Here is a 26373-nt window from a genome sequence, read left to right as displayed (position 1 = left end):
AATTGAAGTTATCTTTTATGAACAGAAGACCTTCTGGTCCTTCGGTAAATATATGGTCAGAAGCAAAAATGGAATTGAAAGTTACGTCAACTTTTTAGCCATTGCCTATAGTTGCGTTCAGCTTCTTCCCTTCAAACAGGAGAGGTATGCCCATTTGAAGGAGGAAAGTTCTCAAGTGAAGAAACAACTCATTGGAATGGCGATCCAGCAGGAAGTATTTTTCTATACTTTCGTGCTTTCCATCGAAAACAGGATTAAATCGCTGGCTATCCTAAAGGCTTATGAACGATGGGCTGAAGAAAAACATAGTTTTTAATTACTTGTAAAGTGGTGATACTATACTACACCACTTTACAACTTTTAACGCCCATCAGGGCATAAAAATACAAACAACCCCTTATTTTTTGTATGATTGATTTGGGAAAAAACCAACAAAAAAGGGGGTTGTTTGTTATGAATCCATTATATCAAAATGGCCTGACAATCAAAAGTTTGAGGGCTTACTTCGCACCTTATTTTGCCGAAATGACACGACCGACCGCGGATAATTTTTTCTTTCTCCTGCTGGCCATTATTTCGATACAAGGGATTCAATCAATCCGTTTTTTGTACACTTGGTTTTTGAAAAGAATAAACGCTTCTCGCCATTTGAATTCGTATTACTATCTCCTATCTGAAGGGAAAATATCCCGATCTCTATTGAATCAGATTACTGTCCGTATCGCGTTGTCTTGCATTCCGGAGGAATGCAGTAACTATCCCATTTTTTTGATTATCGATGATACCCTTCAGCCCAAATACGGGACACATTTTGAAGAATACCAACTGATGTTTGATCATGCTTGCCATAACGGAAGCAACTATCTAAAGGGACATTGTTTCGTTGGGTTGGTAATCAGCGTCCCTGTAGAGGTGGAAGGAAAACTGCGCTATCTAAGCGTTCCCGTAGGCTATCGCTTGCGTTCTAAGAATGAGAATAAGCTGGAATTAGCTGCCAATATGGTTGAGCAGGCAATCCAAGCTTTTCCAAAGGAAACAAAAGCAATCTTGCTTTGCGATAGTTGGTATCCAAAAGGAGCTATCCGCATGCTTGTATCATCAGATTCCCAATTGGAACTGATTGCCAACGTAAGGGTGGATACAGCATTGTACGACTTGCCCCCTGCACCAACCGGTAAGCGCGGACGTCCTGCCAAGAAAGGCAGCGTCTTGAATTACCAAACAGACTTTGAATTGCATACACAAATTGGCGACTATATGGTGGGAACCCGAAAAGTGATAACCAATCTATTTCCGGATCCCGTTTATGCAACAGTCACAACCTACAATTCAGATAGTGCTTCCAGTTATCGCATTTTCATCAGCACGATTATGCCCGAAGATATTCTTCTGAATGACCATGAACTGGAAATACTATGTCCAGAACTTCCTGAAGCAGACAGAAATCGTCTTTTGCCTTACTGCCTTTATGGATTTCGTTGGGCAATCGAGGTTGTCTTTTATGAACAGAAGACCTTCTGGTCTTTCGGAAAATATATGGTAAGAACTAAAAACGGAATCGAAAGCTATGTCAATTTTTTAGCTATTGCCTACAGCTGCGTTCAGCTGCTTCCCTTCAAACAGGAAAAGTATGCCCATTTGAGAGGGGAAAGTTCTCAAGTGAAGAAACAGCTTATTGGAATGGCGATCCAGCAAGAGGTATTTTTCTATACTTTCGTGCTTTCCATCGAAAATAGGATTAATTCACTGGCATTGATAAAAGCTTTTGAGCAGTGGATTGAAAAGAAGCACAATTTTTTATAACTTGTAAAGTGGTGTACTATACTAATGAGATGGTTTTATAGACGGACGCATGTGATAACCTGAAAAGGCTCCGTGGATTGTACACAGGCTGATTATATGTTTTTCTTCAATTATCCACAAAAGGATATGACGATGATTTTGAGACCAATAGTACATTCAAAGATAGGATGTGGAAAACTATTTCCTGAACTTTATCCACAGAAGAATCCTGATAATATCAACGGCGGATGCTGGTATGCATTTGCAAACGAGCGGGAATGACTAAATGCTGGAGATAAGAGTGAATTCTTCAAAATCCAGCTTTTTTCATAAAAATAGTAATAAATTCACACAAAATAAAGGGTTTCATTTCATTAAAACAATTATCAAACAAATATTCAGAATAAAATGAAGGAACCTGAGCACTTAACTCGACTTATGCACAGGATATCCACAGGTATTCGAGAGTAGTAAAGGTGTCATGAATAGTATCAGAAAAATAAGTTATCAACAAAGTCATTTTATGACAGAAATCCTACTGCAGCAAGGTTATGATGTGGTAATTAATTTAGTTATGCACAGTGCGTCGTCGGAAAATGTGCATAACTAAAAAGGTTGCGGATAGTTTGAGTTATCCACAAAAACAGGAGCTACTACAATGAAATGAAGCTGGGGAGAAGTGAGAGGATGAAAATCCATTTTCAATTACGGAAATGGATACTGCAGATCATATGAAAAAAAAGGAGAAAATCGTATAGCTAGATTATTCAAATCATTAGTGAAATAGTAATAGAAGTCATCGCGAAAATCGTTTTTTGTAAAAAAACTAATAGAATAATAAAAGTGAAAGAGAGCAAGTCTATGCGAAAAAATAGAAAAAGTAGAGATCAAATCTAAAAACGTTCCACGTGGAACTATTGAATAGTAGAAGGAGTCGCATTCAACTTATAACTATAATAATAATTACATTTATATCGAAAATGGTAACTATTTTGAAAGATAAATTTTCACGACATGCAAATCCAGTAATAGAGAATTACATATCCAAATGCAGGTATGCTTTGAAAAAATATCCAGAAAAAATACAGCATTATAATCCAATCTAGCCGAGGGTCTAATGAACGCTGAATGGGAACAGTTGAGACATCGATAATTGAGCACAGATATCATCACTGGGTAAATGAATACTTTTCAATGCCTGAAATATAGCAACAATCGTTCTCGCTCAGAAAACCTGCTCTCCGCAATACGTACTTTATACAGAGGAAATGTTTCACGTGAAACATTCATTATGACGCTAAAATGGTAACTAATCCCTTTGGAAAGGGCATTATAGCTATTATTATTTGAATATGTTAAAATGTACAAGTGCAAATTGTAGGTTCAGTAAAGGAGCTATCATGAAAATAAAGGAAAAGTTAAAAAATCTTCCTCACTTCATAAAGGCTGACAAGATTAAGGTTCCTTTCCTGATTATCGTATTCTTACTGCTTATGATTGTTGTTTTAACTTTCATTGCAGATTGGAAAATCGGAATTGGAATTATGCTCTTATGCGTTGGAATTTTTGGGTTCATCAGTTATTCTTCGGAGTATTTGATTGACGAGACTAATCAATACATATCTGACTTATCTTATCGAATAAAAAAAGGTGAACAAGAGGCTTTAATTAAAATGCCTATTGGGATACTTCTATATAATAAGCAAGAAGAAATCCAATGGATGAACCCATATTTAATAAAGTATTTTGGCAAGAAAGACACATTGGGACGTAAGCTGAACGTGGTCGATGAAGAATTATATCAGCTTTTTAAGGGTTCGCATGATTATGTGATGCGCCGTGTGAAATGGGGAGATCATTATTTTGATATGATTATTCAAGAGGATATTGGCGTCATTTATTTGATGGACATAACGGAGTATGCCAAAATTGAAGAAAGATACAAAGATGAAAAATTTGTTTTTGGGAATATCATTGTCGACAATTATGATGAGGCTGTCCAATCGATGAATGATCGCAAGCGATCGAATGTAAACAACTATCTGACGAACCAACTCACAAACTGGGCTAATATGAATAATGTTTTTTTGAAACGAGTGGATGATGACCGCTTCATAGCATTGACCAATATGCGTGCATTGAATAAAATCGAAGAAAACAATTTTGATATCATAAATCAAATCAGAGAAAGAACCTACAAGCAAAATTTTCCGTTGACACTGAGTATGGGCTTCTCATATGAGAAAACTTTTGAGCAAACCAATTTTAAAGAAGTCGCTAAAATGGCGCAGTCGAATATTGATTTAGCATTGGCAAGAGGTGGCGATCAGGTTGTTGTGAGGGCTGAAGATGAAGATGCCCGTTTCTATGGTGGTAAAACGAATCCGATGGAAAAACGGACTCGTATCCGTGCAAGAATGATCAGCCAGGCTTTGGAAGAACTCATCGTTCATGCTGATAAAGTGATCATCATGGGGCATAGTTATCCTGATATGGACGTCATCGGTTCCTGTTTAGGGATCCGCCGAATCTCTCAGATGAACAGTCGGGAGGCTTGGATAGTATTGGATCCGCAGCAATTTTCCAATGATGTGAATCGGATTATGCAGGAGATAGACAAAGATCCTTTGATTGCGAAGCGAATCATTTCGCCTGAGCAGGCAATGGCATTGGTGACTCCGCAAACGCTTATCGTGATGGTTGACGTGCATCGTCCTTCCATGACACCGGCCCCTGGACTTTTGAATCTGTCCAAAAAAATAGTCGTCTTGGATCATCACAGACGTGGACAAGAATTTCCCAAAGACTCTGTTTTGGTCTATATGGAACCCTATGCGTCATCCACTTCGGAATTGATCGCTGAATTGTTTGAATATCAATCCAATGAGATGGATGCCATTAATAAGATAGAAGCAACGGCTATGCTGGCTGGGATTATTGTCGATACACGCAATTTCAGCTTGAGAACCGGATCCAGGACTTTTGATGCTGCCAGTTATCTGCAGTCGAACGGAGCGGATACCGTTCTGATCCAGAAATCATTGAAAGAGGACTTGGATACCTATCTGTTGCGTAGTCATTTGCTGCAAACGATGGAATTTGTGAACGGTAACCTCGCAATCGTCCATGGAGAAGATGAAAAAATCTATGACACGGTTGTCGCTGCTCAAACAGCCGACACGATGTTATCGATGGAAGCAGTAGACGCCTCATTTGTCGTTACAAAACGTCAGGACGGCAGAGTTGGAATCAGTGCCAGAAGTCTGGGGCAATATAATGTGCAGACTATCATGGAAAAATTAGGCGGAGGCGGACATTTATCCAATGCAGCCACGCAGATTGAGAATACGACGGTCCATGAAGTCGTTGAGAGATTGAAGGCAGTCATAGATCCAAAAAAAATCAAGGAAGGGGAATAATAAATGAAAGTTGTATTTTTAGAGGACGTTAAAGGTAAAGGGAAAAAAGGAGAAGTCAAAGATATTGCGGATGGCTACGCTAATTTCCTGATCAAAAACCGTAAAGCGGAAGAAGCGAATGCTGCTACGATTTCTGCATTGAAAGGCCAAAAGAAGGCTGAAGAGAAGAAGCAGGCTGAGGAGTTAGCCGCTGCTCAAGAATTAAAGGCACTTCTGGAGAAGGATGAATCAATCATCAAATTGTCCGCAAAAATTGGCGAAGATGGTCGTTTGTTTGGTTCGATAACAACGAAACAGGTTGCTGAAGCATTACAGAAGCAACATAATGTTAAATTGGATAAGCGGAAAATTGAATTAGACAGTCCTATCCGAGCATTAGGTTTCACGAAAATGCCCGTAAAAATTCATCCGGAAGTGACAGCGATGTTGACTGTCCAAGTGACTGAAGGATAATAATTTTCCAAATATAAACGAAAGACAGGGATAACCATCTCTGTCTTTTTGCTTGTGTAGAGGGGGATAAATATTGATTCGAAATAGAACAAGCGTTCCCTTTCGTTGGTTGTAAAAGCCTCCAGTTTACAGTACAATAAGAGAGCGAAAGATGGGTAAACCAGTAACCGGTTCCTTGTCGAAATGAATAAAACCTAAAGGGTGAAAATATAAAATGGAAGAAACACTTCAAGATCGCATACCTCCTCATAGTATAGAAGCAGAGCAATCCGTTCTGGGCTCCATTTTTTTGGATCCTGAAACGGTTGTGAATGTTTTGGAATACCTTGAAACATCTGATTTTTACCGAAAAAATCATCAGATTATTTTTGACGCGATTTTGCAATTGAACAACCGAAACGAAGCGATAGACGTCGTCACAATCGCGAATGAGTTGGATACGAAGAATCAGCTTGAAAATGCTGGCGGTATGGAGTATTTGGCCGAATTGGCGGTTGCGGTACCGACTTCAGCCAACGTGGAATATTACGCCAAGATAGTAGAAGAGAAATCGATTTTGCGCAACCTGATCCGCTCGGCTACAGAAATCGTCCGCAAAGGCTATGAAGAGGGTGATGAGCTTGCCGTGATGTTGGACAGCGCCGAACAGAATATTCTTCAGGTATCCGAACGGAGAAATCGCTCCGGTTTCATCCGCATATCGGATGTCGTTTCGGCGTCGCTGCAGAACATCGAGTCGCTGGCCCAACAAAGCGATGACGTCACAGGGGTGCCCACCGGATACATCGCCTTGGATAAAATGACGGCGGGTCTTCAGAAAGAAGAATTGATCATCCTGGCAGCTCGTCCGGCGGTCGGTAAGACCGCCTTTGCTCTGAACATCGCACAGAATGTCGCAACCAAGGCGGATCAGGTAGTTGCCATTTTCAGTTTGGAAATGGGGGCGGAGTCGTTGGTTAACCGGATGCTGTGTGCGGAAGGGAACATCGATGCCGGTCACTTGAGGACAGGGCAGCTTTCTGAAGATGAGTGGTCCAACCTGATCATGGCGATGGGGACTTTGGGACAGTCCAAGATTTTTATAGATGATACACCAGGTATACGGATTGCGGAAATAAGGGCAAAAAGTCGTCGCTTGCTGCAGGAACAGGGAAAGTTAGGACTTATTGTGATTGACTACTTGCAGCTGATTGAAGGGAACAACCGCGAAAGCCGTCAACAAGAAGTTTCAGACATTTCGCGTCAATTGAAGAAGTTGGCGAAGGAACTGAAAGTACCGGTCATCGCCCTTTCCCAATTGTCCCGTGGCGTGGAGCAAAGGCAAGACAAACGTCCGGTATTGAGCGATATCCGTGAATCAGGATCGATCGAGCAGGATGCCGATATCGTTGCTTTCCTGTACCGCGACGACTATTACGAACGTGAAGGCGGCGAAGAACCGGAACGGGATGAGCAAGAGAATAATGTCGTAGAGGTCATCATCGAAAAAAACCGGAGCGGGGCGCGGGGAACCGTCAAGCTCCTGTTCAAAAAGGAATTCAATAAATTTTCTTCGATGAGCTATATGCCGGAAATTAGTTGATATTTTTGGACAAATTGTTCAGAAATGAGCGCTTTTATCTGATTCTTTATTGAAAGACATAGGTAATATTGGTAAACTAGCATAGTATTATGAATAAATTAGATGAGGTGGAGTAAATAATGACTTCAGTAGTAGTTGTTGGGACTCAATGGGGAGACGAAGGTAAAGGGAAGATTACAGATTTCCTTAGTGAGAATGCAGAAGTAATCGCTAGATATCAAGGCGGGGACAATGCTGGCCACACAATCCAGTTTGATGGCGTTACATACAAATTGCACTTAATTCCATCCGGCATTTTTTATCCAGAAAAAATCAGCGTGATCGGAAACGGCGTAGTAGTGAATCCGAAATCATTGATCAAAGAATTGGCATATTTGAAAGATCACGGCATCAACACGGATAACCTACGTATTTCCGACCGTGCCCACGTCATTTTGCCTTATCATATTCAATTGGATCAGCTTCAAGAGGATTCAAAAGGCGAAAACAAAATCGGTACGACCATCAAAGGTATCGGGCCAGCTTACATGGATAAAGCAGCGCGTGTCGGTATCCGGGTAGCCGATTTGTTGGACAAAGAAATCTTTGAAGAGCGTCTGAAAATCAACTTGGAAGAAAAGAACCGTCAATTCACAAAAATGTTCGATTCTGTAGAAATCAAATTCGAAGATATTTTTGAAGAATATTATCAGTACGGACAAGAAATCAAAAAATATGTGTGTGATACATCGGTTATCTTGAACGATGTATTGGATGCAGGCAAACGTGTCCTATTTGAAGGCGCACAAGGGGTTATGTTGGATATCGACCAAGGTACTTATCCATTCGTTACTTCTTCCAACCCGGTTGCTGGTGGCGTAACCATCGGTAGTGGTGTGGGCCCTACCAAGATCGATAAAGTTGTCGGTGTCTGCAAGGCTTACACTTCCCGTGTCGGCGATGGCCCGTTCCCAACTGAATTGTTCGACGAAGTAGGAAACCAAATCCGCGAAGTTGGCCGCGAATACGGAACAACAACTGGCAGACCGCGCCGTATCGGCTGGTTTGATGCAGTTGTTATGCGTCATTCAAAACGCGTTTCAGGTATCACCAACCTATGCTTGAACTCAATTGATGTTTTGAGCGGCTTGGAAACAGTGAAAATCTGTACCGCCTACAAAAATGCTGAAGGCGAATTGATTTACCACTATCCAGCAAGCTTGAAGGAATTGGCGCAATGCACGCCTGTCTACGAAGAACTTCCAGGCTGGAGCGAAGACATCACTGGTTGCCGTACTTTGGAAGATCTTCCTGAAAATGCGCGCAACTATGTCCGTCGCGTTCAAGAAACCGTTGGCGTCCGCATCTCCACTTTCTCAGTGGGACCTGACCGCAATCAAACGAATGTATTGGAAAACGTTTGGGCAAGTATCTAATCTAGCGATGAACACAATGAAGAGTCCACCCCGGAGAACCTATCCGGATGTGGACTCTTTTTTTCATAATGTTATTGCATTTTATTGAAAAGGGGAGTAAAATAACATTTGTTACGTGTTCAGTACGTGATAGGGGTAATTAGCTCAGTTGGCAGAGCAGCTGACTCTTAATCAGCGGGTCGGGGGTTCGAGCCCCTCATTACCCATAAATCTTAACAAAAAATCCTTGGAACATTGAAGTGCTTGTCTTCAATAGTTTCCAAGGATTTTTTTTCAAATATAATACAGAATGACGAAGATGGGCATGGTTACGATACATAGCAGCGTGGTCATGATGTTGATCGCACCTGCGTATGCTGCATTCTTGTCGTGCACCTGCGCGAATTGCGTCACAGTGGAGGCTGCGGGGGTCACGGTGGCCAGGAAGGTGATGAGTAATATTTCCGTGCCGTTATTCACCAAACTAGCGGCATTGCTGAGTTTCAGCAGCAACAGGATGATGGCCGGCAAGCGGCTTCCCCACAACATGGACAGCACGCCAATAAAAATGGCGATCATGTTTACATTGAGAATGATTTTCCGAAAATGAGGTTTCTTTTCTTTTGAGAACATCAATTTGCAGTGCGTCCACAGGAAAATCAATTGAACGGACAGAAATGCCGTGGAATAGATGACCCATTCAGTTCCCAAAACGGCTGTTACAATGGGAATGATCAAATTTCCTGCATTGGAATAGATGATGGACGCAATATCAATTTCCTCAAAATGGAACAGATTACCCGAGATGTGTCCGATTATGAGCAGGAGTATGTGGATGGCAACAGCCGCCACAAAGGCCAGCATCAAGCCTGCTTGGATTTCCGGCTTGAAGTCGACCTGAAAAGCGCTGAGTATCACGGCAGGCATCACTAGATACAACGATAGTTTCGACAAGACGATACTCTCTTCCGTTTTCAGAATTCTCAGTTTTACCAACAGATAACCCAAAATCATGATGAGGAACAGTTGGGCAATTTTCCGAACCAATAAGATACTAATCATGTGCAGTCCTCTCTTGTAGTTAAGAATTTAGAGTTCATTATATCGTATCTGATCAGAAAAGGATTGGGGCAATATGTCCATTTTTACTTTCATCTTTGCCAATTTTCGCCTTAGCACTCAAACAGAGCAAAACAATAGGTCAGATTGAACGTTTTTATATTCGTCTGTCATAAAAATATGGTACGATTGTTGAAGATGTAAACGCTTTTCTGAGGAGTGATGATTTTTGCAGAGGATCGAGAAAGTGCTTGAGGCACTGGGCATGCTTTATGAAGAGAAGAAGCAGGGGATAACGGCCGAAGAGATTGCCTACAGGTTGCAGAGTGATCGCAGCAATATTTCGCGCGACCTGAACCGGTTGCACAAAGAACAGCGCTGCTACAAAGAGAAGACCAGACCGGTACGCTTTTTTCCATGCACCCACAAGAGGGTACCAAAGACTGGGGTACCGAAGGAAACGCCTAAAATGGTGGACATGGACAAGTTCCTGAAGCGTAATCCGAGCCTGTTCCATCAGATCGAACAAGGGAAGGCTGCCATCCTTTATCCGGGGGACGGCATGCATATGCTCTTGCTGGGCGAGACTGGCGTAGGGAAATCTTTGTTCGCCGATTTGCTGCACAAATACGGCATCCAGTCCGGAAAACTGGCGGAGGCCTCGCCGTTCATCCAGTTCAATTGCGCTGATTATGCCCATAACCCGCAGCTGTTGATGAGCCAACTGTTTGGCCACGTCAAAGGCGCCTACACCGGGGCGGAAACCAACAAGACGGGACTTCTGGAGAAGGCGAACAGCGGGATTTTGTTTCTGGATGAAATCCACCGGTTACCGATCGAAGGACAGGAGATGCTGTTCACCTATATCGACCGCGGTGTTTTCCGGCGGCTCGGCGAATCCGAAAAAGATCATCATGCCAATGTCCTGATCATCGGCGCGACGACTGAAAAAAAGGACACACTTTTGAAGACATTCATCCGCAGACTGCCGATCATCATCGATCTGCCCAGTTTGAGGGAAAGGTCAATCGAAGAAAGACATCAGTTGTTCGATACATTCGTCCAACAGGAAGTAGATCAGTTGGGGGTGCCGATGTATTTCAGCAAGAATGCGCTGAAAGCTTTTCTGCACTACAAGTGTGAATTGAATATTGGGCAATTCAAAGCAGATATCCGGATCGCTTTCGCGAAAAGCTATGCCCGATTTTTGGCAGTCAAAGAGGATTATCTGAGAGTCAGCAGTAAAGATTTGCCGGATTATATCCGGGCGGGGCTGCTCAGCAATGCGGCTCACCGCCAGATGTGGTCGAAATACGAAGTTACGAACCGACAGGCGATCCAATATTTGCCATCCACCGCTACCGTTACGGAAGTCAGCGTTCCGAGTGAAAGCACCATCTACCGGGAAATGAACACACGCTATCGGGAATTGGAGCAGAACAAAGCCAGCGCGGAAGAGATCCAAAAAGCGATGGAGCATGATCTGAAGACTTATTTCAAATTGACCGGAGAAAAGGAACAACTTTTTTGCAACAAAGAAAACCTAATCGCACTTGTGCCGGATAACATCATCAAGGAACTGGAGAAAATCCTCCGCCATGTCACCATTAAGACGGGTAAGGTAGTGAGCGACAAGGTTTTCCAGATGATGGCTATTCATATCTACAACCTTGTGAAGCGAAGCCAACAAGACCATGTGATTGCGCACGGATCGGGGATTGCCTCGGCACTTTGCGACACGGCGAACCAGCTGTTGAACCACGAAGGGGCCATCGGAATCAATGCGCGTTTGGATGAGGAGCCCCAGCAAGTGTTCGAAAGGCTGGTCCGTTACATCAAAAACCATCAGATCACCGATGACATCCTGCTGCTGGTGGACATGGGCAGCCTGACGACTTTTGCGGGGGAATTGGAGAAACTGTTCCCTCTGAAAGCTAAGTCCATTCCGCTCGTGAGCACCATGCATGTCCTCGAAGCCAGCAGAAAAGCGATGATCGGTTGCGGTCTGCGTGAAGTCTACGTCGAAACACTGAAGGTAAATGACTATATGGCCATCTATCAGGACAGGAAGGAAGTGGAGCAGTTGCAAATCTGATGAGTTACATGCCATCGGGCTGCATCGATCTGATCAGCACGAGCACGAGCGAAATGTCCAAGCTTTACGGCTTCATATATGTTGATCAGGATGATGAAGGAATAGACAGACTGAAACGCAGCAAAAAAGATTCGTTCCACTGGTACAAAAAGATCATCGCTTCAAACGGGGCTGATCTGGACTGAATATACACGTAGTCCTTGAACAACTGAGCGGTTTGCCGATTCTAAGATAAAATGAACAGCCTCCGGAGTCCGTATGATGGGGATTTCTGGAGGCTGCTTTTGTTTTATCTTGAGGCGGTAAATGTTTTATTATTAGTGGGCGGACAACGGTTTGTCGGACAATGCCCAACCTTCAATGACGCGTACCCCGATCGGTTCAGGATTTTCTTTGAATTTGACGAATTCCATCGTTTTCTGTTCAATCCGTTCACCGGTGCGTTTGTCGATGATATAGACGTTATAGCGGATGGCACCCCATTCACCTTCCACGATCATATTATGGAATTCGCCGAGTTCGATGTCATAGGCCTGGAAAAGTTGCCCCATCATGTCCTTGTACTGCTGCAAAGTCAGGCGGTCGCTGTAGACATTGTAGTGCGCATCCGGCTCATACAAAGTTTCGCACCAATCCAGCCAAGCATCGTACCCATTATTCCAATTTTTGAAGCCTTGCTCAAACCGCTCTCTGATCGCATTCTCGAAATTCTGACTCATTATTTTTCCTCCTTCGATTTGGTCTACTTTTTGTGTTCTGTAAACCTTGGTATGACTATATCAACAGGGGATAAACTGAACGTAAATTTTGAGATGGGGACCAAAAAGTACAAAAATATCCCGAAATATTCGGGCGGATATTGTATGATAATGAAAAAAGCAGGGGAGGGATTGTGATGGCTGAACTGGATCACTTGGTCAAACTGCTCGTGGAGAAGCTGCTGCGTTCATCCAAAAAGCCGGAGCCAAGCGGGAGTGGGACCGATGAGGGAAAAGAATTAGGGCATAAGCCCCTAGAGCGTGTTTCAGAGGGAACTGCTAAAGACGAAACGGACGAAAAAATGCCTGAAGGATGATTTCCTTCAGACATATTGGAGCAGTTCATCATAATAAAGCTTCATGATCAATTCCCGGTCAGCGGTAGTGGGTTTGTCGATGTAGATGACGTATTCGGCATCCCAAGTGTAGGCGGATGTGCCTTCCAAAAACGGATTTTCTGCGGGCGTTTCGGTTTCCAATTCGGCGATGAGGACGGCGATGTAGTCTTCGCTTTCGGTTTCGTCATGGAAGTCGAAGTCATCGCTTGTCTCGATGTAGAGTTTGTAGGCTTTGTCCGGGTGCTCGGCTTTGAATTTTTGGATGATCGCAATTTCTTTGTCCAGGTTTCTCATGGTGCTTGCTCCCTTCGGAAATGGCTTTGGATCAAGTGTTTTCTATAGGTCTATCATAACATTCTCCACCTGCATCTGCACTCAATAACCCGGCGATGGGTGACGGTTGCGGGCTCATATATTATGATGGAATAATCAATTTTAAGGAGGGATCAGCATGGAAATCGCAATTTTACAGCACGTGGATTTTGAAGGGCCGGCGGAGATCGAGAATTGGTGCCGGCAGACCGGAAACGAATATAAGGTATACCGCCTATTTCTGGGGGAAGCTTTGCCGAAAGCGGAGAGAACGGATTTCCTTGTGATATTGGGCGGTCCCATGAGCGTCCTGGATGAACTGCCTTGGCTGGAAGAGGAAAGGCAGCTTATCCGTGTACTCATCAGCCAGGGAAAGCCGGTCTTCGGAGTTTGTCTGGGCGGACAGCAGATCGCCAAAGCTTTGGGGGCTGACATTTTTCAGGGGGAATACCGGGAAGCAGGTTGGCTGCCGATCCGGACGATGAAATCGGAAACGCTAGGCGAACTGCCTGAGGAACTGGTCGTGTTCCATTGGCACGGGGAGCAATTCGGCTTGCCGGAAGGAGCGGAGCGCCTGTTCACAAGCGAAGTCTGTCCGAATCAGGGTTTTATCTATAAAGAAAATGTGATCGGTCTGCAGTTCCATTTCGAATCCACAAAGGAAAGCATCGAAAGCATTCTCCAGAACGATGCGGCCTTCTTGGACGGCACCGCCTATACGCAGACGTCAGCAGAAATTCGGAATTATCCGATACCCGCGAGCAACCGGAAGCTGCTTTATCGCTTGCTGGATCGGTTAAAAGCTACGGTACCGGATTGAACAGCATAAATCCGGCGAGATCGATAAGATGGGGGAATCGGAATTTCCGGTGGAAGTGTGCTTCGTCGGTTGTCCGTCATGCGCTTCCTTGCGAATAGCCGAGGAGTCCCGTTGTGTCGGCTGATGTGCAGTCGCTACTTTGCGAACAGTCAAGGAATCTTCTTTGTGTCGGCTGATATGCAATCATAGTTTTACAAACAGCCGAGGAAGCCTGTTTATGTAGGCTCTTCCATGTTTAGGCACCTCATATCCGCAAAGCACAAAAAGAGGCTGGGACAAAATCCCGGCCTCTTTCGATTGTTAAAGCAAGTCATTCAATTCGCGGATATCGTCTATCAGCACATCCGCCGATTCCAGTTCCCCGGGGAAGCCGAAACCATAACGGCAGCCCACTGTGCGGACTGGATGATGTTCGGCGACCTCGATGTCCTGGAAACGGTCGCCCACAATCAGGTAGCCGCCAGGGAAAACGGATCGGATCGAATCGAAGATTTCATATTTTGGGATGAAGCCGAAATCTTCCGTGCAGTACATGCCGTCGAAGTAGCGGTCCAAGCCGAAGCTTTCCTTGTGCGCTTCCATATAGGCCCGGCTGCAGTTGCTCAAAAAGATCAAGCGGTAACCTTTCTCCTTCAATGCCTGCAGCGTCTCCAAGGCGCCCTCATAAAGGATTGCCTGCCCGGTTTTGGCTTTTTCCAGCAGGATCTGGCCGATCATTTTTGAGGCCTTCGATCGGATTTCCTCGTCCAAGTCGGGCATGAAATTTTCCCACATCGCCTTGCTGCTGTAACCCAGCCACTTCGTGATTGCTGCATCCGCCCAATCCCTTGGTGCGGCATAGCCGGCATCAATGAGGTAAGCATAGGCTTGTTTGAAAGCGTGGATATAATTCTTGGTGCTGTCATGGAGGGTGCCATCATAGTCAAGGATGACGGTGCGGACTCCTTTGAACATTAGTTTTTCCATAAACTTCTATAAGTTTTTAAGCAGGTTGGCCATTTCGATGGCAGACACAGCACAGTCGTAGCCTTTGTTGCCCGCTTTCGTGCCGGCGCGTTCGATGGCTTGTTCGATCGTGTCGGTCGTCAGTACACCGAAGATGACCGGAACGCCGGTATTCATGGAAGCTGTCGCTACGCCTTTGGATACTTCCGAACAGACGTAGTCGAAATGCGCCGTTGCGCCTTTGATGACGGCGCCCAAAGTGATGACAGCGTCATATTTTCCGGAAGCTGCCATTTTTTGCGCTACCAATGGGATTTCGTATGCGCCGGGCACCCATGCCAAGTCGATGGCTTCTTCAGCCACGCCATGGCGTTTCAAACCGTCCAAGGCGCCGCCCACCAATTTCGAGCCGATGAATTCGTTGAATCTTGCCACCACGATCGCGATTTTTAAATCCTGTGCAATTAATTGTCCTTCGATGATGTTCATTTTTTTCCTCCTGTTTGGTTGTTTTTTTTATAAGTCTAGAAAGTGACCCATTTTTTGTTTCTTTGTTTCCATGTAGCGTTGCGTTTCGCCGAATATTTCCAGCTGGATCGGAAGCCTTTCGGTGATTTTCACACCATGCTTTTTCAATCCTTCTATTTTAAGCGGGTTATTCGTCAAAAGCCGGATCTCTTTGACGCCCAAATCCTGAAGCATCTCATCAGCCATGTAGTATTCGCGCAGATCACTGGGGAATCCGAGCATCAGATTGGCGTCAACCGTGTCGTAACCTTGGTCCTGCAGCGCATAAGCATGGATTTTATTGACGAGGCCGATGCCGCGACCTTCCTGGCGCAAATAGACCAAAACTCCACGACCTGCTTCGGCGATCTGCTTCATGGCCGCGTCCAATTGCTGGCCACAGTCGCAGCGTTTCGATCCGAAGACGTCGCCGGTCAAGCATTCGGAATGGACGCGGACCAGAACGGGTTCTTCCGTCGTGACATCGCCCATGACCAAGGCAACGTGATGCTCATCCGCGTCGATTTTGCTCACGTAAGTGTAGATGTCGAACTCACCGTATTTTGTGGGCAGCTTGGCCTGGCCTTCACGTTTGTAGAGCTGCTCGTTCTCTTTGCGATAAGCGATCAGGTCAGCGATCGTGCCGATCTTCAGGTCATGCTCTTTGGCGAAAGTGATCAGTTCGGCTGTGCGCATCATCGTGCCGTCATCGGCCATGATTTCGCAGCAGAGCCCTGCTGGCTTCAGCCCGGCCAGACGCGCCAAGTCGACGGTGGCTTCGGTGTGGCCGTTGCGCGCGAGTACGCCATTGTCCACAGCTTTCAGCGGAAAGATATGACCAGGGCGGCGGAAATCTTCGGGCTTGGCGTCATCCTCAACTGCCTTCATGACGGTCAAAGAGCGTTCGAAGGCTGAGATGCCGGTTGTCGTCTCGACATGGTCGATGGCGACGGTGAAGGCTGTCCCATGATTATCGGTGTTGCGGTCCACCATCGGAGTCAGTACCAGTTTCTCGGTGAGTGTCCGATCCATCGGCATACAGATTAAGCCTTTCGCGTAGATGGCCATGAAATTGATGTTTTCCGGAGTCGCGAATTCCGCTGCGCAGATCAGATCGCCTTCATTTTCGCGATCCTCATCATCGACAAGCACGATGATTTTGCCGGCTTTGATGTCCGCGATGATTTCTTCAGATGTATTGAACATGTATGTTTCCCTCCTTATTTCTTTCAGAAAAAGCCGTTCTCTTGCAAGAAAGCTTCAGATAGGTTGCTTTGTTTTGTTTGTGTTTTAGGGCTCAGGCCCAGCAGTTTTTCCACGTATTTTCCGATGATGTCGCACTCCAGATTGACCGTGTCGCCCAATTTCTTCTCGAGCAGGATCGTCTCCGCTCCGGTATGGGGAATGATGGATACCTGGAACGAGCCGCTGTCGACCGTCGCCACAGTCAGACTGACGCCGTCGATGGCGATCGAGCCTTTTTCGATGATGTAGCGGAGCAGTTCGGGGCCGGCTGAGATGGTGATCCAGACGGCATTATCGTCCTTGCGGTATTCCTTGATCGCTCCGGTGCCATCGATGTGGCCGCTGACGATGTGCCCGCCCAGGCGGGTATCAAGCTGCAATGCCCGTTCCAGATTGACGCGGCCGCCCATCTGCAGGCCGCCAAGGTTTGAGCGTTGCAGCGTTTCCGGCATGACGTCGGCATCGAAGGCATCCTTATGCAGCTTCGTTACCGTCAGGCAGACGCCGTTGGTGGAGATGCTGTCGCCGATTTTTGTTGCGATCAGCACTTTTTTTCCGCCGATAGTGACGACGGAAGATTTTTGGCCATGACGGATGCCTTTTAAGGTGCCGACTTCTTCGATGATTCCAGTAAACATGAATGTCCTCCCACTTTCCTCTATTATTCGTTCTTGGAAAGGTAGCCTTCCAAGAGGATATCTTCCCCAACGGTGCTGGCCTTCAACTCGATGACGCTGAAAGCTTGGCTCAGCTTCTCGATACCTTCTCCGCCGACAGGTGTTTTTGCCGTTTCCCCGCCGATCAGTTTCGGGGCGATGTAGACTTGCACCTTGTCGACGATGCCTGCTTGCAATGCGGCAAAGTTCAAAGTGGCGCCGCCTTCCAAGAGGATGCTGTCGATGCCGCGCTCTCCGAGAACTTTCATCAGCGCCTTCAGATCGGTCCGGCCATCCTTGGTCGGTACAGTCAAAAGCTCGATGCCGGCTGCTTCGAGCAGTGCGGCTTTATTGCGGTCCGCCCATTCTGTCGTTGCGATAAGAGTCTTGGCCACATCCTGATCTTGGAGCACTTTTGCTTCCAAAGGGATGCGCAAGGTGCTGTCGACGATGATCCGCAGCGGATTTTTTCCTCCCGGAATGCGGGAAGTCAGTTGCGGATCGTCCATGATGACGGTCTGGACACCGACCATGATGCCGGTGAGGGCGCTGCGCAGTTGGTGCACGCGTTCCCTGGCGGCAGGTCCGGTGATCCATTGCGATTCGCCGGTTCGGGTCGCGATCTTTCCGTCCAGGGACATCGCTGCTTTCATGACGACGAAGGGTTCTTTTTTTACGATGTATTTCATGAATATTTCATTCAAACGGCTGCTTTCTTCAGCCAGGATGCCGGTTACTACTTCGATGCCGGCAGCCTGCAGTTTCTTGACGCCGCGTTCGGAAACCAACGGATTCGGATCCAAAGCCGCGATGACGACTCGACCGATTTTCTTTTCGATGATTTTGTCGGAGCAGGGCGGTGTTTTGCCGAAATGGGAGCAGGGTTCCAGAGTCACATAGATGGTTGCGCCGGCCACATCTTCTGTTGCCGATCGGAACGCGTTCACTTCAGCATGGCCTTCCCCGATTTTTTCGTGGTAGCCGGACCCGATGATGCGCCCGTCCTTGACGATGATGGCGCCGACCATCGGATTCGGGGCAACGGCACCGCGGCCTTTCTCGGCAAGTTCCAGCGCCATTTGCATAAAGTATGTATCCTTATCTTGCATCTTTGTGTGCCTCCCATTTCCAAAATAAAAAGCCCTGAACATTTCTGCTTCAGGGCTCGACAAAGGAAGGCCAGCTAAATAAGGCCAAAAAATCCCTGGGTATACACTACACCCAGGGATTGACATTCCGATTCATGAACGAATGGCGAACAAGTGTTATTTGCATGGCAAATAAACGTATGCCCACTCGAAAATGGTTTCTGTCTTCTCTCATCCAGACTCTGACTGTCGGCTTCGGAATTTAACCGAATCTGCCTTAACGGCTCGTGGGCTTTACCACCGGTAGGGATTTTCACCCGTCCCTGAAGACTATTCAATTAAGTTGTCTCTAGGATAATCCCAATCCGTATTATTGTCAAATAAAATTTTTTGTAAACAAATGTTCCGTAGTGGAAGAGTGTCTCCTGCTGCCCGTATTTGGTCGGATTATAACCGTTAGATTAAAATAAAGTTTGTAATCCATTAGAATTGGGTATAAAATGAGTCCAATAATAGTTGCATCATGACTCGGAAATGATCGTTCGCAAGAGCGACAGTGAGAATAACATTAAAAGGGGATGGCGGAATTTTGGAACAAGTATTTCAAGGAAGAAGCTTATTGGCGGAAAAAGATTTCACTCGGGAAGAATTGGAGTATCTGATTGATTTTTCGGCGCATTTGAAGGATCTGAAGAAACGAAATATTCCGCACCGTTATCTGGAAGGCAAAAACATTGCCCTTTTGTTCGAAAAAGCCTCCACTCGTACTAGAGCTGCTTTTACAGTGGCTGCCATCGATCTTGGGGCGCATCCGGAATATCTCGGGAAAAATGACATTCAATTGGGCAAAAAGGAATCCGTTGAAGATACCGCTAAAGTACTCGGCAGCATGTTCGACGGTATCGAGTTCCGTGGCTTTAGCCAAAAAACAGTCGAAGATCTTGCGAAATATGCCGGTGTACCGGTATGGAACGGCTTGACGGATGAGTGGCATCCGACCCAAATGATCGCTGATTTCCTGACGGTCAAAGAGCATTTCGGAAAATTAGCCGGACTTAAATTGGTCTATGTCGGGGACGGACGCAACAATGTCGCCAACAGCCTGTTGGTTACCGGCGCTATCCTCGGTGTGCATGTCACGATCTGCGCGCCGGAATCGCTGTTCCCGAACGAGGAATTGGTTGAGATGGCCCAGAAATTCGCTGAAAAGAGCGGCAGCAAAATCGAAATCACGGCCGATGTGGACAAAGGCGTAAAAGCGGCTGATGTCCTTTACACCGATGTATGGGTATCGATGGGTGAAGAAGATAAATTTGCAGAACGTATCGAATTGTTGGCGCCTTATCAGATCAATATGGAGATGATTGAGAAGACCGGAAATGACGATGTGATCATGCTGCACTGTTTGCCGGCTTTCCATGATACAAAAACGCAATATGGCCAGGAAATCGCGGAAACATTCGGCATGCGCGAGATGGAAGTGACCGATGCCGCCTTCCGCAGCAAGCACGGACGTCAGTTTGAGCAGGCCGAAAACCGCATGCATTCCATCAAGGCAATCATGGCTGCGACCTTAGGAAATTTATTTATTCCAAAAGTTTGATTGACAAAGTGAAAAACAGATGATAAATTTAATGAAAATGTAAAACAACATCTAACACAAACAAAAACTTTGACAAGAAGAGTAATCCATTTGCGAAGTCAAGCGAACCTTGGAGGGTGAAAGCAAGGTCAACCGCGGTGGATGAACAGGAACTTTGAGTTGATAAGCTGAATGTGAACCATAAAGTTTAATCCGGTTGCCCCGTTATCGCAAAAGTAGCAATACTTGAGTCCAGCATGCGCGCATGTTGGAAAATAAGGGTGGCACCACGAACTTTCGTCCCTATACTGAATCTATTTGATTTGGTATAGGCACGGAAGTTTTTTTGTATAGTCACAACAATTTGTAAACAGGATTAGCCTGCACTTACTACAAACATTAATGAGGAGGATGGGAAGTATGATTCATGTCAGTATCATTGGAGCAACAGGTTACACGGGGGTGGAATTAGTCCGATTATTGGGATTGCGCGAGGATGTGGTCTTGGATCATCTGACCTCCCGTACGTATGCGGGTCAAAAGATCCAGCATCTTTTTCCGCACCTGTTGGGCAACATTGATCACACTTGCGAAGAATTGGATCTGGAACAAGTGACGACGGATAGCGATATTATTTTTGTGGCTTTGCCGCATGGACACGCGTTGCCGATAGCCAAGAAAGCTAAAGAAAAAGGTAAAAAAGTCATCGATCTGGGAGCCGATTTCCGATTGAAGGATGCGGCGGTCTATGAAGAATGGTACAAAGTCGCGCACACGGAGCCGGAACTTTTGGAAGAAGCTGTCTACGGTCTGCCCGAATGGGACCGCGACGCAATCAAGGATGCAACAGTCATCGCGAATCCGGGTTGTTTTGTGACAAGCATCCTCCTGGGCTTGATGCCATTAATGAAAAAAGGCTGGGTCGTACCGAATAGCATCGTCTGCGATTCCAAATCCGGCACATCCGGAGCGGGCCGCGCCGGCAACGTAGCGAACCTCTTCACTGAGGTGGAAAACAGCTTTAAAGCCTACGGGGTAGCGCATCACCGCCACACACCGGAAATCGAGCAGCTGTTGACGCAGATGGCCGGCACGGACACGATGATCCAATTCACGCCGCATCTGGTGCCGATGAGCCGAGGCATCCTCAGCACCATTTATGCGACGGTCACCGGGGGACATACGGCAGAAGAAATCCACGCTCTTTTTGAGGAAGCTTACGCCGACGAACCGTTTGTGCAGGTTCTGCCTGCAGGCATGTGGCCGATGACGAAATCGGTAAAAGGCACTAATAACTGCCAATTGGGTGTCACCTACGACGAGCGTACAGGCCGGGTCATCATCGTGTCGGTCATCGACAACTTGATGAAGGGCGCTGCCGGCCAAGCCGTGCAAAACATGAACCTGCTGTTCGGACTTGCCGAAACGACAGGATTACAGATGATTGGGCTTTTCCCGTAATAACGGAAGACTGAAGGAGGAAACGGACGAAATGACAAAGAAATTACATAAAAGCGGTGTGACTGCAGCTGCAGGTGTGCAAGCCGCGGGTATCCACGCCGGGTTCAAGAAACGCAAAAAGGATATGGCGCTGCTGTATTTCCCTGATGGGGCAACAGTTGCGGGCGTCTTCACCAAAAACAAAGTCAAAGCGGCTCCGGTCCAATACGATCAACAAGTCCTGCAGCAGCATGACCGCTTCAAGGCGATCCTGATCAACAGCGGCAACGCGAACGCGTGTACAGGCAAACAAGGCAAAGCCGATGTGGAAGAGACCGTGAAGCTCCTTTCGACAGAACTGAATATCCAACCGGAAGAGGTGTTGGTGTCTTCGACAGGCGTCATCGGAATGTTCATGAACATGGAGACAATGAAAAAAGGGGTCAAGGCGATCGCGCCGGAAGTTTCCGAATTTGGCGGCGCTGCAGCCAGCAAGGCGATCATGACGACGGATACGGTTCCGAAAGAAGTCAGTTTCACCTTTGAAGTCGCCGGCAAAACAGCTACCATCGGCGGAATGGTCAAAGGATCCGGGATGATCCATCCGAACCTTGGCACGATGCTGGGCTACATCACAACCGATGTCGCAATCAGCCAAGCAGCTTTACATGCGATGTTACTGAAAGCCGCGGATGCGACCTTCAACCACGCGACCATCGATGGGGACACGAGTACGAACGATTCTGTTTTTGTGGCCGCTACCGGCAAACTCGATAATCAACTGATTAGTTCCGCTGATGACGCCGGCTACGCCGAGGTTGAAGCGGCTGTCCTGTCCATCTGCTCCCAGTTGGCGCAGCTTTTGGTCAAGGACGGCGAAGGGGCGACAAAATTTGTCGAAGTCTTGGTTTCCGGGGCGAAGACAGTGGCTGATGCGGTTTCGATCGGCAAATCGGTCGCGACGTCGAGCTTGGTGAAGACGGCGATGTTCGGCGAGGATGCCAACTGGGGCCGTGTCATCACGGCTGCCGGTTATGCGGACACCGAATACTTCGATGCCGACGTGATCGACATCGCCTTCTCAAGCAAGAACGGCGAAATCCAGCTTTGCGAAGCGGGAATGGGTGTCGTCTTCGATGAAGAGCTTGCGAAAAAAATATTGGAAGCAGATGAAATCAATATTTTGATCGACCTGCATCTGGGCACGGAAGCCGCCAGTACATGGACATGCGACTTCTCTTACGATTACGTGAAAATAAATGCGGACTACAGGAGCTGAGAGCGGGATGAAGATGAACAAGAGTAATTGTGAAAAAGCCGAAATGCTTGTTGAAGTATTGCCTTACGTCAACCGTTTCCGCGATAAGATCATCGTCATCAAATACGGCGGCAATGCCATGATCAATGAAGAATTGAAAAAAGCCGTCATGCAGGATCTGTTATTGATGAAGTCAGTTGGTATGCACCCAATCCTTGTCCATGGTGGCGGACCGGCCATCAACGATATGCTGAAAAAGCTGAAGGTCGAGAGCCATTTCGAACAAGGGCTGCGTGTGACCGATAAAGAGACGATGGAAATCGTCGAAATGGTGTTGGCGGGCAAAGTCAACAAGGACATCGTCGGCACGCTGAATCAGATCGGAGGAAAAGGCATCGGTTTGTCAGGCAAAGACGGCAATCTGATTCAAGCGCGCAAAAAATATCTGGAAAAGAACGGCGAAAAAATCGACATCGGCTATGTCGGCGAAGTGGAAGCAGTCAACAAGGAAATGCTGGAGTCGCTCATCTACAGCGGCTACATCCCGGTCATTTCCTCCATCGGGATGGGCAAGGATGGGATGAGCTACAACATCAACGCTGATTATGTAGCCGGTGCTGTGGCGAAAGCCGTTCAGGCAAACAAATTCATCCTGTTGACAGATGTGGAAGGGATTTTCCGCGACTATCATGATAAGGATTCGCTCATTTCGAGGATCACGCTCGAGGAAATCGAAGCATTGGAAGCGGACGGCATCATCTCAGGCGGAATGGTTCCGAAAGTGGACTGCTGCATCGACGCCTTGAAGGGCGGCGTTGCCGGAGCGCACATCATCGATGGTCGTCTGCGCCACTCGATTTTATTGGAAGTCTTTTTCGACGAAGGAATCGGCACAATGATTGATCGCGATAAGGAAGGGGTATAAAGAATGACGAATGAAGAAATAAAAACAAAAGGGCAAACCTACTTGATGAATACCTTCAACCGGGGAGCGATCTGTATGGTCGAAGGACAAGGCAGCTACCTGAAGGATGCGGATGGCAAGCAATATTTGGATTTCTTGGCTGGCATTGCCGTGAATGCGTTAGGGCATAATCACCCGAAAGTGACGGCTGCGATAGCGGAACAGGCAGCCAAACTGGTCCACTGCTCGAACTTTTATTGGATCGAGCCGCAAGTGCAGTTGGCGGAAAAACTGATCACGAATTCCGTTCTGGATAAGGTCTTTTTCGGCAATAGCGGTGCGGAAGCCAATGAAGGAGCCATCAAATTGGCGCGTAAATACGGACGTGAGGTCCACGGCGAAGGCTGCTACGAGATCATTACTGCAGATAATTCCTTCCACGGACGCACGTTGGCGACGTTGACGGCGACCGGCCAAAAACAATTCCATAAAGATTACGATCCATTCCTGGAAGGTTTCCATTACGTTCCGTTCAATGACTTTGAGGCTTTGGCCGCCAAAGTTACAGAAAAGACATGCGCAATCCTTTTGGAGCCAATCCAAGGCGAAGGCGGCGTCTATGTGGGCGATCAAGCTTACCTGCAGCAAGTGCGCGCACTCTGCGACGAGAAGGATATCCTGTTGATCTTTGATGAAGTCCAAACGGGCATGGGCCGCACCGGCAAGCTGTTTGCCTATGAAGGCTACGGTGTGGAACCGGATGTGATGACGTTGGCGAAAGCTTTGGGCAATGGCGTTCCGATCGGCGCGCTGTTGGCAAAAGATGCTGTCGCTTCCCATTTCAAACCGGGTGACCATGGTTCGACTTTCGGCGGCAACCCGCTGGTCTGTGCGGCAGCTTTCGCAACAATTCAAGCGATTGAAGACGAGAATATTTTGACGAATGTAAATGAGATGGGCAACTATTTCAAAGAGAAATTAGTGGCATTCAAGGAAAAATATGACTTTATCCTCGATGTACGCGGCAAAGGCTTGCTGCTAGGGATGGAACTTGCGATGAAGGGTACCGATATCGTCGCGAAGTGCTTGGAAAAGGGCGTCATCATCAACTGCACGCATGATACGGTATTGCGTTTCCTTCCGCCGCTGAACGTGACCAGCGCGGAAATCGACAAGGCTGTTGCAGTGATGGACGAGGTTTTTCAAACAATTGAAGCTTAAAGAAAGGATGGCAAAGCATGCCTAAACGAACAGACATCAAGTCGATCCTCGTGATCGGCTCGGGACCTATCATCATCGGCCAAGCCGCGGAATTTGACTATGCTGGAACGCAAGCATGTTTAGCCTTAAGGGAAGAAGGATACAAAGTCATCCTGGTCAACTCCAACCCGGCTACGATCATGACGGACGTTGAGATTGCCGATAAAGTCTATATGGAACCACTGACATTGGAGTTCATCGCGAACATCATCCGCAAAGAGCGCCCGGATGCTTTGCTGCCGACTTTGGGCGGACAGACCGGTCTGAACATGGCGGTCGAGCTGGATGAAGCCGGTATCCTGAAGGAGTACAAGGTCGAGTTGCTTGGCACCAAACTGACTTCCATCCAACAAGCCGAAGACCGTGATCTGTTCCGTCAATTGATGGCGGAATTGCATCAGCCGGTTCCGGAAAGCGACATCATCCATACGGTGGACGAAGCGCTTCGCTTCGCAGCCGAAATCGGATATCCTCTGATCGTCCGTCCGGCCTTCACAATGGGCGGTACTGGCGGCGGCATCTGTCATAATGAAGCCGATCTGCGCGAAATCGTCGCCAATGGCTTGCGCTACTCACCGGTGACACAATGTCTGTTGGAAAAATCGATCGCCGGCTTCAAGGAAATCGAGTACGAAGTAATGCGCGACAGCAACGACAATGCCATCGTTGTCTGCAATATGGAAAACATCGATCCGGTCGGCGTTCATACAGGCGATTCCATCGTCGTGGCGCCTTCCCAAACGTTGTCCGATAAAGAGTATCAAATGCTGCGCGATGTCTCCCTACAGATCATCCGTGCCCTGAAAATCGAAGGCGGCTGTAATGTCCAGTTGGCGTTGGATCCGTATTCGTTCGACTACTACATCATCGAAGTGAACCCGCGCGTCAGCCGTTCTTCGGCTTTGGCGAGTAAAGCGACCGGTTATCCGATTGCGAAGATGGCGGCGAAGATCGCTGTCGGCTTGACTCTGGATGAAATGAAGAACCCGGTCACCGGCACTTCCTATGCGGCTTTCGAGCCGGCTTTGGATTACATTGTCTCGAAAATCCCGCGTTTCCCGTTCGATAAATTCGAAAAGGGCGACCGCACTCTCGGCACGCAGATGAAAGCGACAGGCGAAGTTATGGCCATGGGCCATACGTTCGAGGAATCGATGCTGAAAGCCGTCCGCTCTTTGGAGTATGGCGTCAACCATTTGGCCTTGCCGAAAGACCAAGGCCAGACCGTGACGATGGCAGAAATCGAACAGAATATTCGCGTTGCTTGCGACGAGCGTCTGTTCTATCTGGGAGAAGCGTTGCGCCGCGGCGTGACACCGGAGACGATCCACGAATGGAGCGAAATCGACTACTTCTTCCTGTACAAATTCAAGCACATCATCGATCTTGAAAAAGAAGTGGCAGCCAATGTGAAGGATCTGGAGACGTTGCGCGAAGCGAAGAAATACGGCTTCAGCGATGAAATCATCGCGGAAC

General features: G+C 47.0%; 22 protein-coding genes, 1 tRNA gene, 2 pseudogenes, 1 riboswitch and 1 other annotated feature. Of the genes and pseudogenes, 17 read left to right on the top strand and 8 right to left on the bottom strand.

The genetic code is table 11. From position 1 onward, the window contains the following. The 7 genes and pseudogenes from BMZ71_RS15120 to BMZ71_RS10570 all read left to right on the top strand — a co-directional run. Window positions 1–316, top strand: a pseudogene (locus BMZ71_RS15120) (IS701 family transposase); the annotation flags it as partial. A 137-nt stretch (window positions 317–453) separates the two neighbouring features. Further along, a complete protein-coding gene (locus BMZ71_RS10595; protein WP_177187588.1) occupies window positions 454–1803 on the top strand; it encodes an IS701 family transposase in 1350 nt (449 codons plus the stop codon). Window positions 1804–3182: 1379 nt separating this feature from the next. Beyond that, a complete protein-coding gene (locus BMZ71_RS10590; protein WP_086989401.1) occupies window positions 3183–5201 on the top strand; it encodes a DHH family phosphoesterase in 2019 nt (672 codons plus the stop codon). A gap of 3 nt (window positions 5202–5204) precedes the next feature. After that, window positions 5205–5654, top strand: a complete 450-nt coding sequence (gene rplI / locus BMZ71_RS10585) for a 50S ribosomal protein L9 (RefSeq protein ID WP_086989402.1) — start codon at window positions 5205–5207, stop codon at window positions 5652–5654. 214 nt (window positions 5655–5868) lie between these two features. Further along, window positions 5869–7236 carry a replicative DNA helicase gene (gene dnaB, locus BMZ71_RS10580; protein ID WP_068561487.1) on the top strand — a complete coding sequence of 456 codons (1368 nt, stop codon included), beginning with the start codon at window positions 5869–5871 and terminating at the stop codon, window positions 7234–7236. Window positions 7237–7355: 119 nt separating this feature from the next. Beyond that, window positions 7356–8651, top strand: coding sequence for an adenylosuccinate synthase (locus BMZ71_RS10575; protein WP_086989403.1), 1296 nt, complete (start codon window positions 7356–7358; stop codon window positions 8649–8651). A gap of 133 nt (window positions 8652–8784) precedes the next feature. After that, a tRNA-Lys gene (locus tag BMZ71_RS10570) sits at window positions 8785–8857 on the top strand. Window positions 8858–8924: 67 nt separating this feature from the next. Here BMZ71_RS10570 and BMZ71_RS10565 read toward each other — a convergent pair. Beyond that, on the bottom strand, window positions 8925–9692 hold the full coding sequence (locus tag BMZ71_RS10565) for an AEC family transporter (protein ID WP_086989404.1): 768 nt from the start codon (window positions 9690–9692) through the stop codon (window positions 8925–8927). A 262-nt stretch (window positions 9693–9954) separates the two neighbouring features. Here BMZ71_RS10565 and BMZ71_RS10560 point away from each other — a divergent pair, with 262 nt between their 5' ends. Then, window positions 9955–11784 carry a sigma 54-interacting transcriptional regulator gene (locus BMZ71_RS10560; protein WP_342724997.1) on the top strand — a complete coding sequence of 610 codons (1830 nt, stop codon included), beginning with the start codon at window positions 9955–9957 and terminating at the stop codon, window positions 11782–11784. Beyond that, window positions 11778–11969 (top strand): annotated as a pseudogene (locus BMZ71_RS10555) (family 1 glycosylhydrolase); the annotation flags it as partial. The gene BMZ71_RS10560 and the pseudogene BMZ71_RS10555, both read left to right, overlap by 7 nt. A gap of 132 nt (window positions 11970–12101) precedes the next feature. Here BMZ71_RS10555 and BMZ71_RS10550 read toward each other — a convergent pair. Next, window positions 12102–12503 carry a nuclear transport factor 2-like protein gene (locus BMZ71_RS10550; protein WP_086989406.1) on the bottom strand — a complete coding sequence of 134 codons (402 nt, stop codon included), beginning with the start codon at window positions 12501–12503 and terminating at the stop codon, window positions 12102–12104. A 176-nt stretch (window positions 12504–12679) separates the two neighbouring features. On the opposite strand from BMZ71_RS10550, the gene BMZ71_RS10545 reads away from it, so the two are divergent. Then, window positions 12680–12859, top strand: a complete 180-nt coding sequence (locus tag BMZ71_RS10545) for a hypothetical protein (protein WP_086989407.1) — start codon at window positions 12680–12682, stop codon at window positions 12857–12859. Window positions 12860–12865: 6 nt separating this feature from the next. Here the strand turns inward: BMZ71_RS10545 and BMZ71_RS10540 are convergent, their stop codons facing one another. Further along, entirely contained in the window at window positions 12866–13174 is a 309-nt protein-coding gene (locus BMZ71_RS10540; RefSeq protein WP_086989408.1) for a hypothetical protein, read from the bottom strand. A gap of 157 nt (window positions 13175–13331) precedes the next feature. On the opposite strand from BMZ71_RS10540, the gene BMZ71_RS10535 reads away from it, so the two are divergent. After that, window positions 13332–14012 (top strand): type 1 glutamine amidotransferase, encoded by a 681-nt coding sequence (locus tag BMZ71_RS10535; protein WP_086989409.1) that lies wholly within the window; start codon window positions 13332–13334, stop codon window positions 14010–14012. 300 nt (window positions 14013–14312) lie between these two features. On the opposite strand, the gene BMZ71_RS10530 is transcribed toward BMZ71_RS10535, so the two are convergent. From BMZ71_RS10530 to ribD, 5 genes are read right to left on the bottom strand one after another with little or no spacing between them, the layout of a single operon-like run. Next, entirely contained in the window at window positions 14313–14978 is a 666-nt protein-coding gene (locus BMZ71_RS10530) for an HAD family hydrolase (RefSeq protein ID WP_086989410.1), read from the bottom strand. A gap of 6 nt (window positions 14979–14984) precedes the next feature. Further along, window positions 14985–15446, bottom strand: a complete 462-nt coding sequence (gene ribH / locus BMZ71_RS10525) for a 6,7-dimethyl-8-ribityllumazine synthase (protein ID WP_086989411.1) — start codon at window positions 15444–15446, stop codon at window positions 14985–14987. Window positions 15447–15473: 27 nt separating this feature from the next. Then, window positions 15474–16670: a bifunctional 3,4-dihydroxy-2-butanone-4-phosphate synthase/GTP cyclohydrolase II gene (locus BMZ71_RS10520; protein ID WP_086989412.1), complete on the bottom strand. Its 1197-nt coding sequence runs from the start codon at window positions 16668–16670 to the stop codon at window positions 15474–15476. 23 nt (window positions 16671–16693) lie between these two features. Next, a complete protein-coding gene (locus BMZ71_RS10515) occupies window positions 16694–17347 on the bottom strand; it encodes a riboflavin synthase (protein WP_086989413.1) in 654 nt (217 codons plus the stop codon). 23 nt (window positions 17348–17370) lie between these two features. Next, a complete protein-coding gene (ribD, locus tag BMZ71_RS10510; RefSeq protein ID WP_086989414.1) occupies window positions 17371–18474 on the bottom strand; it encodes a bifunctional diaminohydroxyphosphoribosylaminopyrimidine deaminase/5-amino-6-(5-phosphoribosylamino)uracil reductase RibD in 1104 nt (367 codons plus the stop codon). Between the two features lie 198 nt (window positions 18475–18672). Then, window positions 18673–18788: riboswitch (FMN riboswitch) on the bottom strand. A gap of 251 nt (window positions 18789–19039) precedes the next feature. Between ribD and argF the strand changes: the two genes are divergently transcribed. The 6 genes from argF to carB all read left to right on the top strand — a co-directional run. Next, complete coding sequence (argF, locus tag BMZ71_RS10505) at window positions 19040–20056, top strand: ornithine carbamoyltransferase (protein ID WP_177187589.1); 1017 nt, start codon at window positions 19040–19042, stop codon at window positions 20054–20056. Between the two features lie 60 nt (window positions 20057–20116). Continuing rightward, window positions 20117–20343 (top strand) — a binding site (T-box leader). Window positions 20344–20455: 112 nt separating this feature from the next. Next, a complete protein-coding gene (gene argC, locus BMZ71_RS10500) occupies window positions 20456–21496 on the top strand; it encodes an N-acetyl-gamma-glutamyl-phosphate reductase (protein WP_086989416.1) in 1041 nt (346 codons plus the stop codon). A gap of 31 nt (window positions 21497–21527) precedes the next feature. After that, window positions 21528–22754, top strand: coding sequence for a bifunctional glutamate N-acetyltransferase/amino-acid acetyltransferase ArgJ (gene argJ / locus BMZ71_RS10495; protein WP_086989417.1), 1227 nt, complete (start codon window positions 21528–21530; stop codon window positions 22752–22754). Between the two features lie 7 nt (window positions 22755–22761). Beyond that, a complete protein-coding gene (gene argB, locus BMZ71_RS10490) occupies window positions 22762–23658 on the top strand; it encodes an acetylglutamate kinase (RefSeq protein ID WP_218142804.1) in 897 nt (298 codons plus the stop codon). Window positions 23659–23661: 3 nt separating this feature from the next. After that, on the top strand, window positions 23662–24858 hold the full coding sequence (locus BMZ71_RS10485; protein WP_086989418.1) for an acetylornithine transaminase: 1197 nt from the start codon (window positions 23662–23664) through the stop codon (window positions 24856–24858). A 17-nt stretch (window positions 24859–24875) separates the two neighbouring features. Next, window positions 24876–26373 (top strand): carbamoyl-phosphate synthase large subunit (gene carB / locus BMZ71_RS10480; protein ID WP_143071425.1); only part of this gene is annotated, 1498 nt, incomplete at its 3' end.

The sequence above is a fragment of the Trichococcus flocculiformis genome (assembly GCF_900113645.1).
Classification (GTDB): Bacteria; Bacillota; Bacilli; order Lactobacillales; family Aerococcaceae; genus Trichococcus; species Trichococcus flocculiformis.
This window is presented reverse-complemented; position numbering and strand designations above follow the sequence as displayed.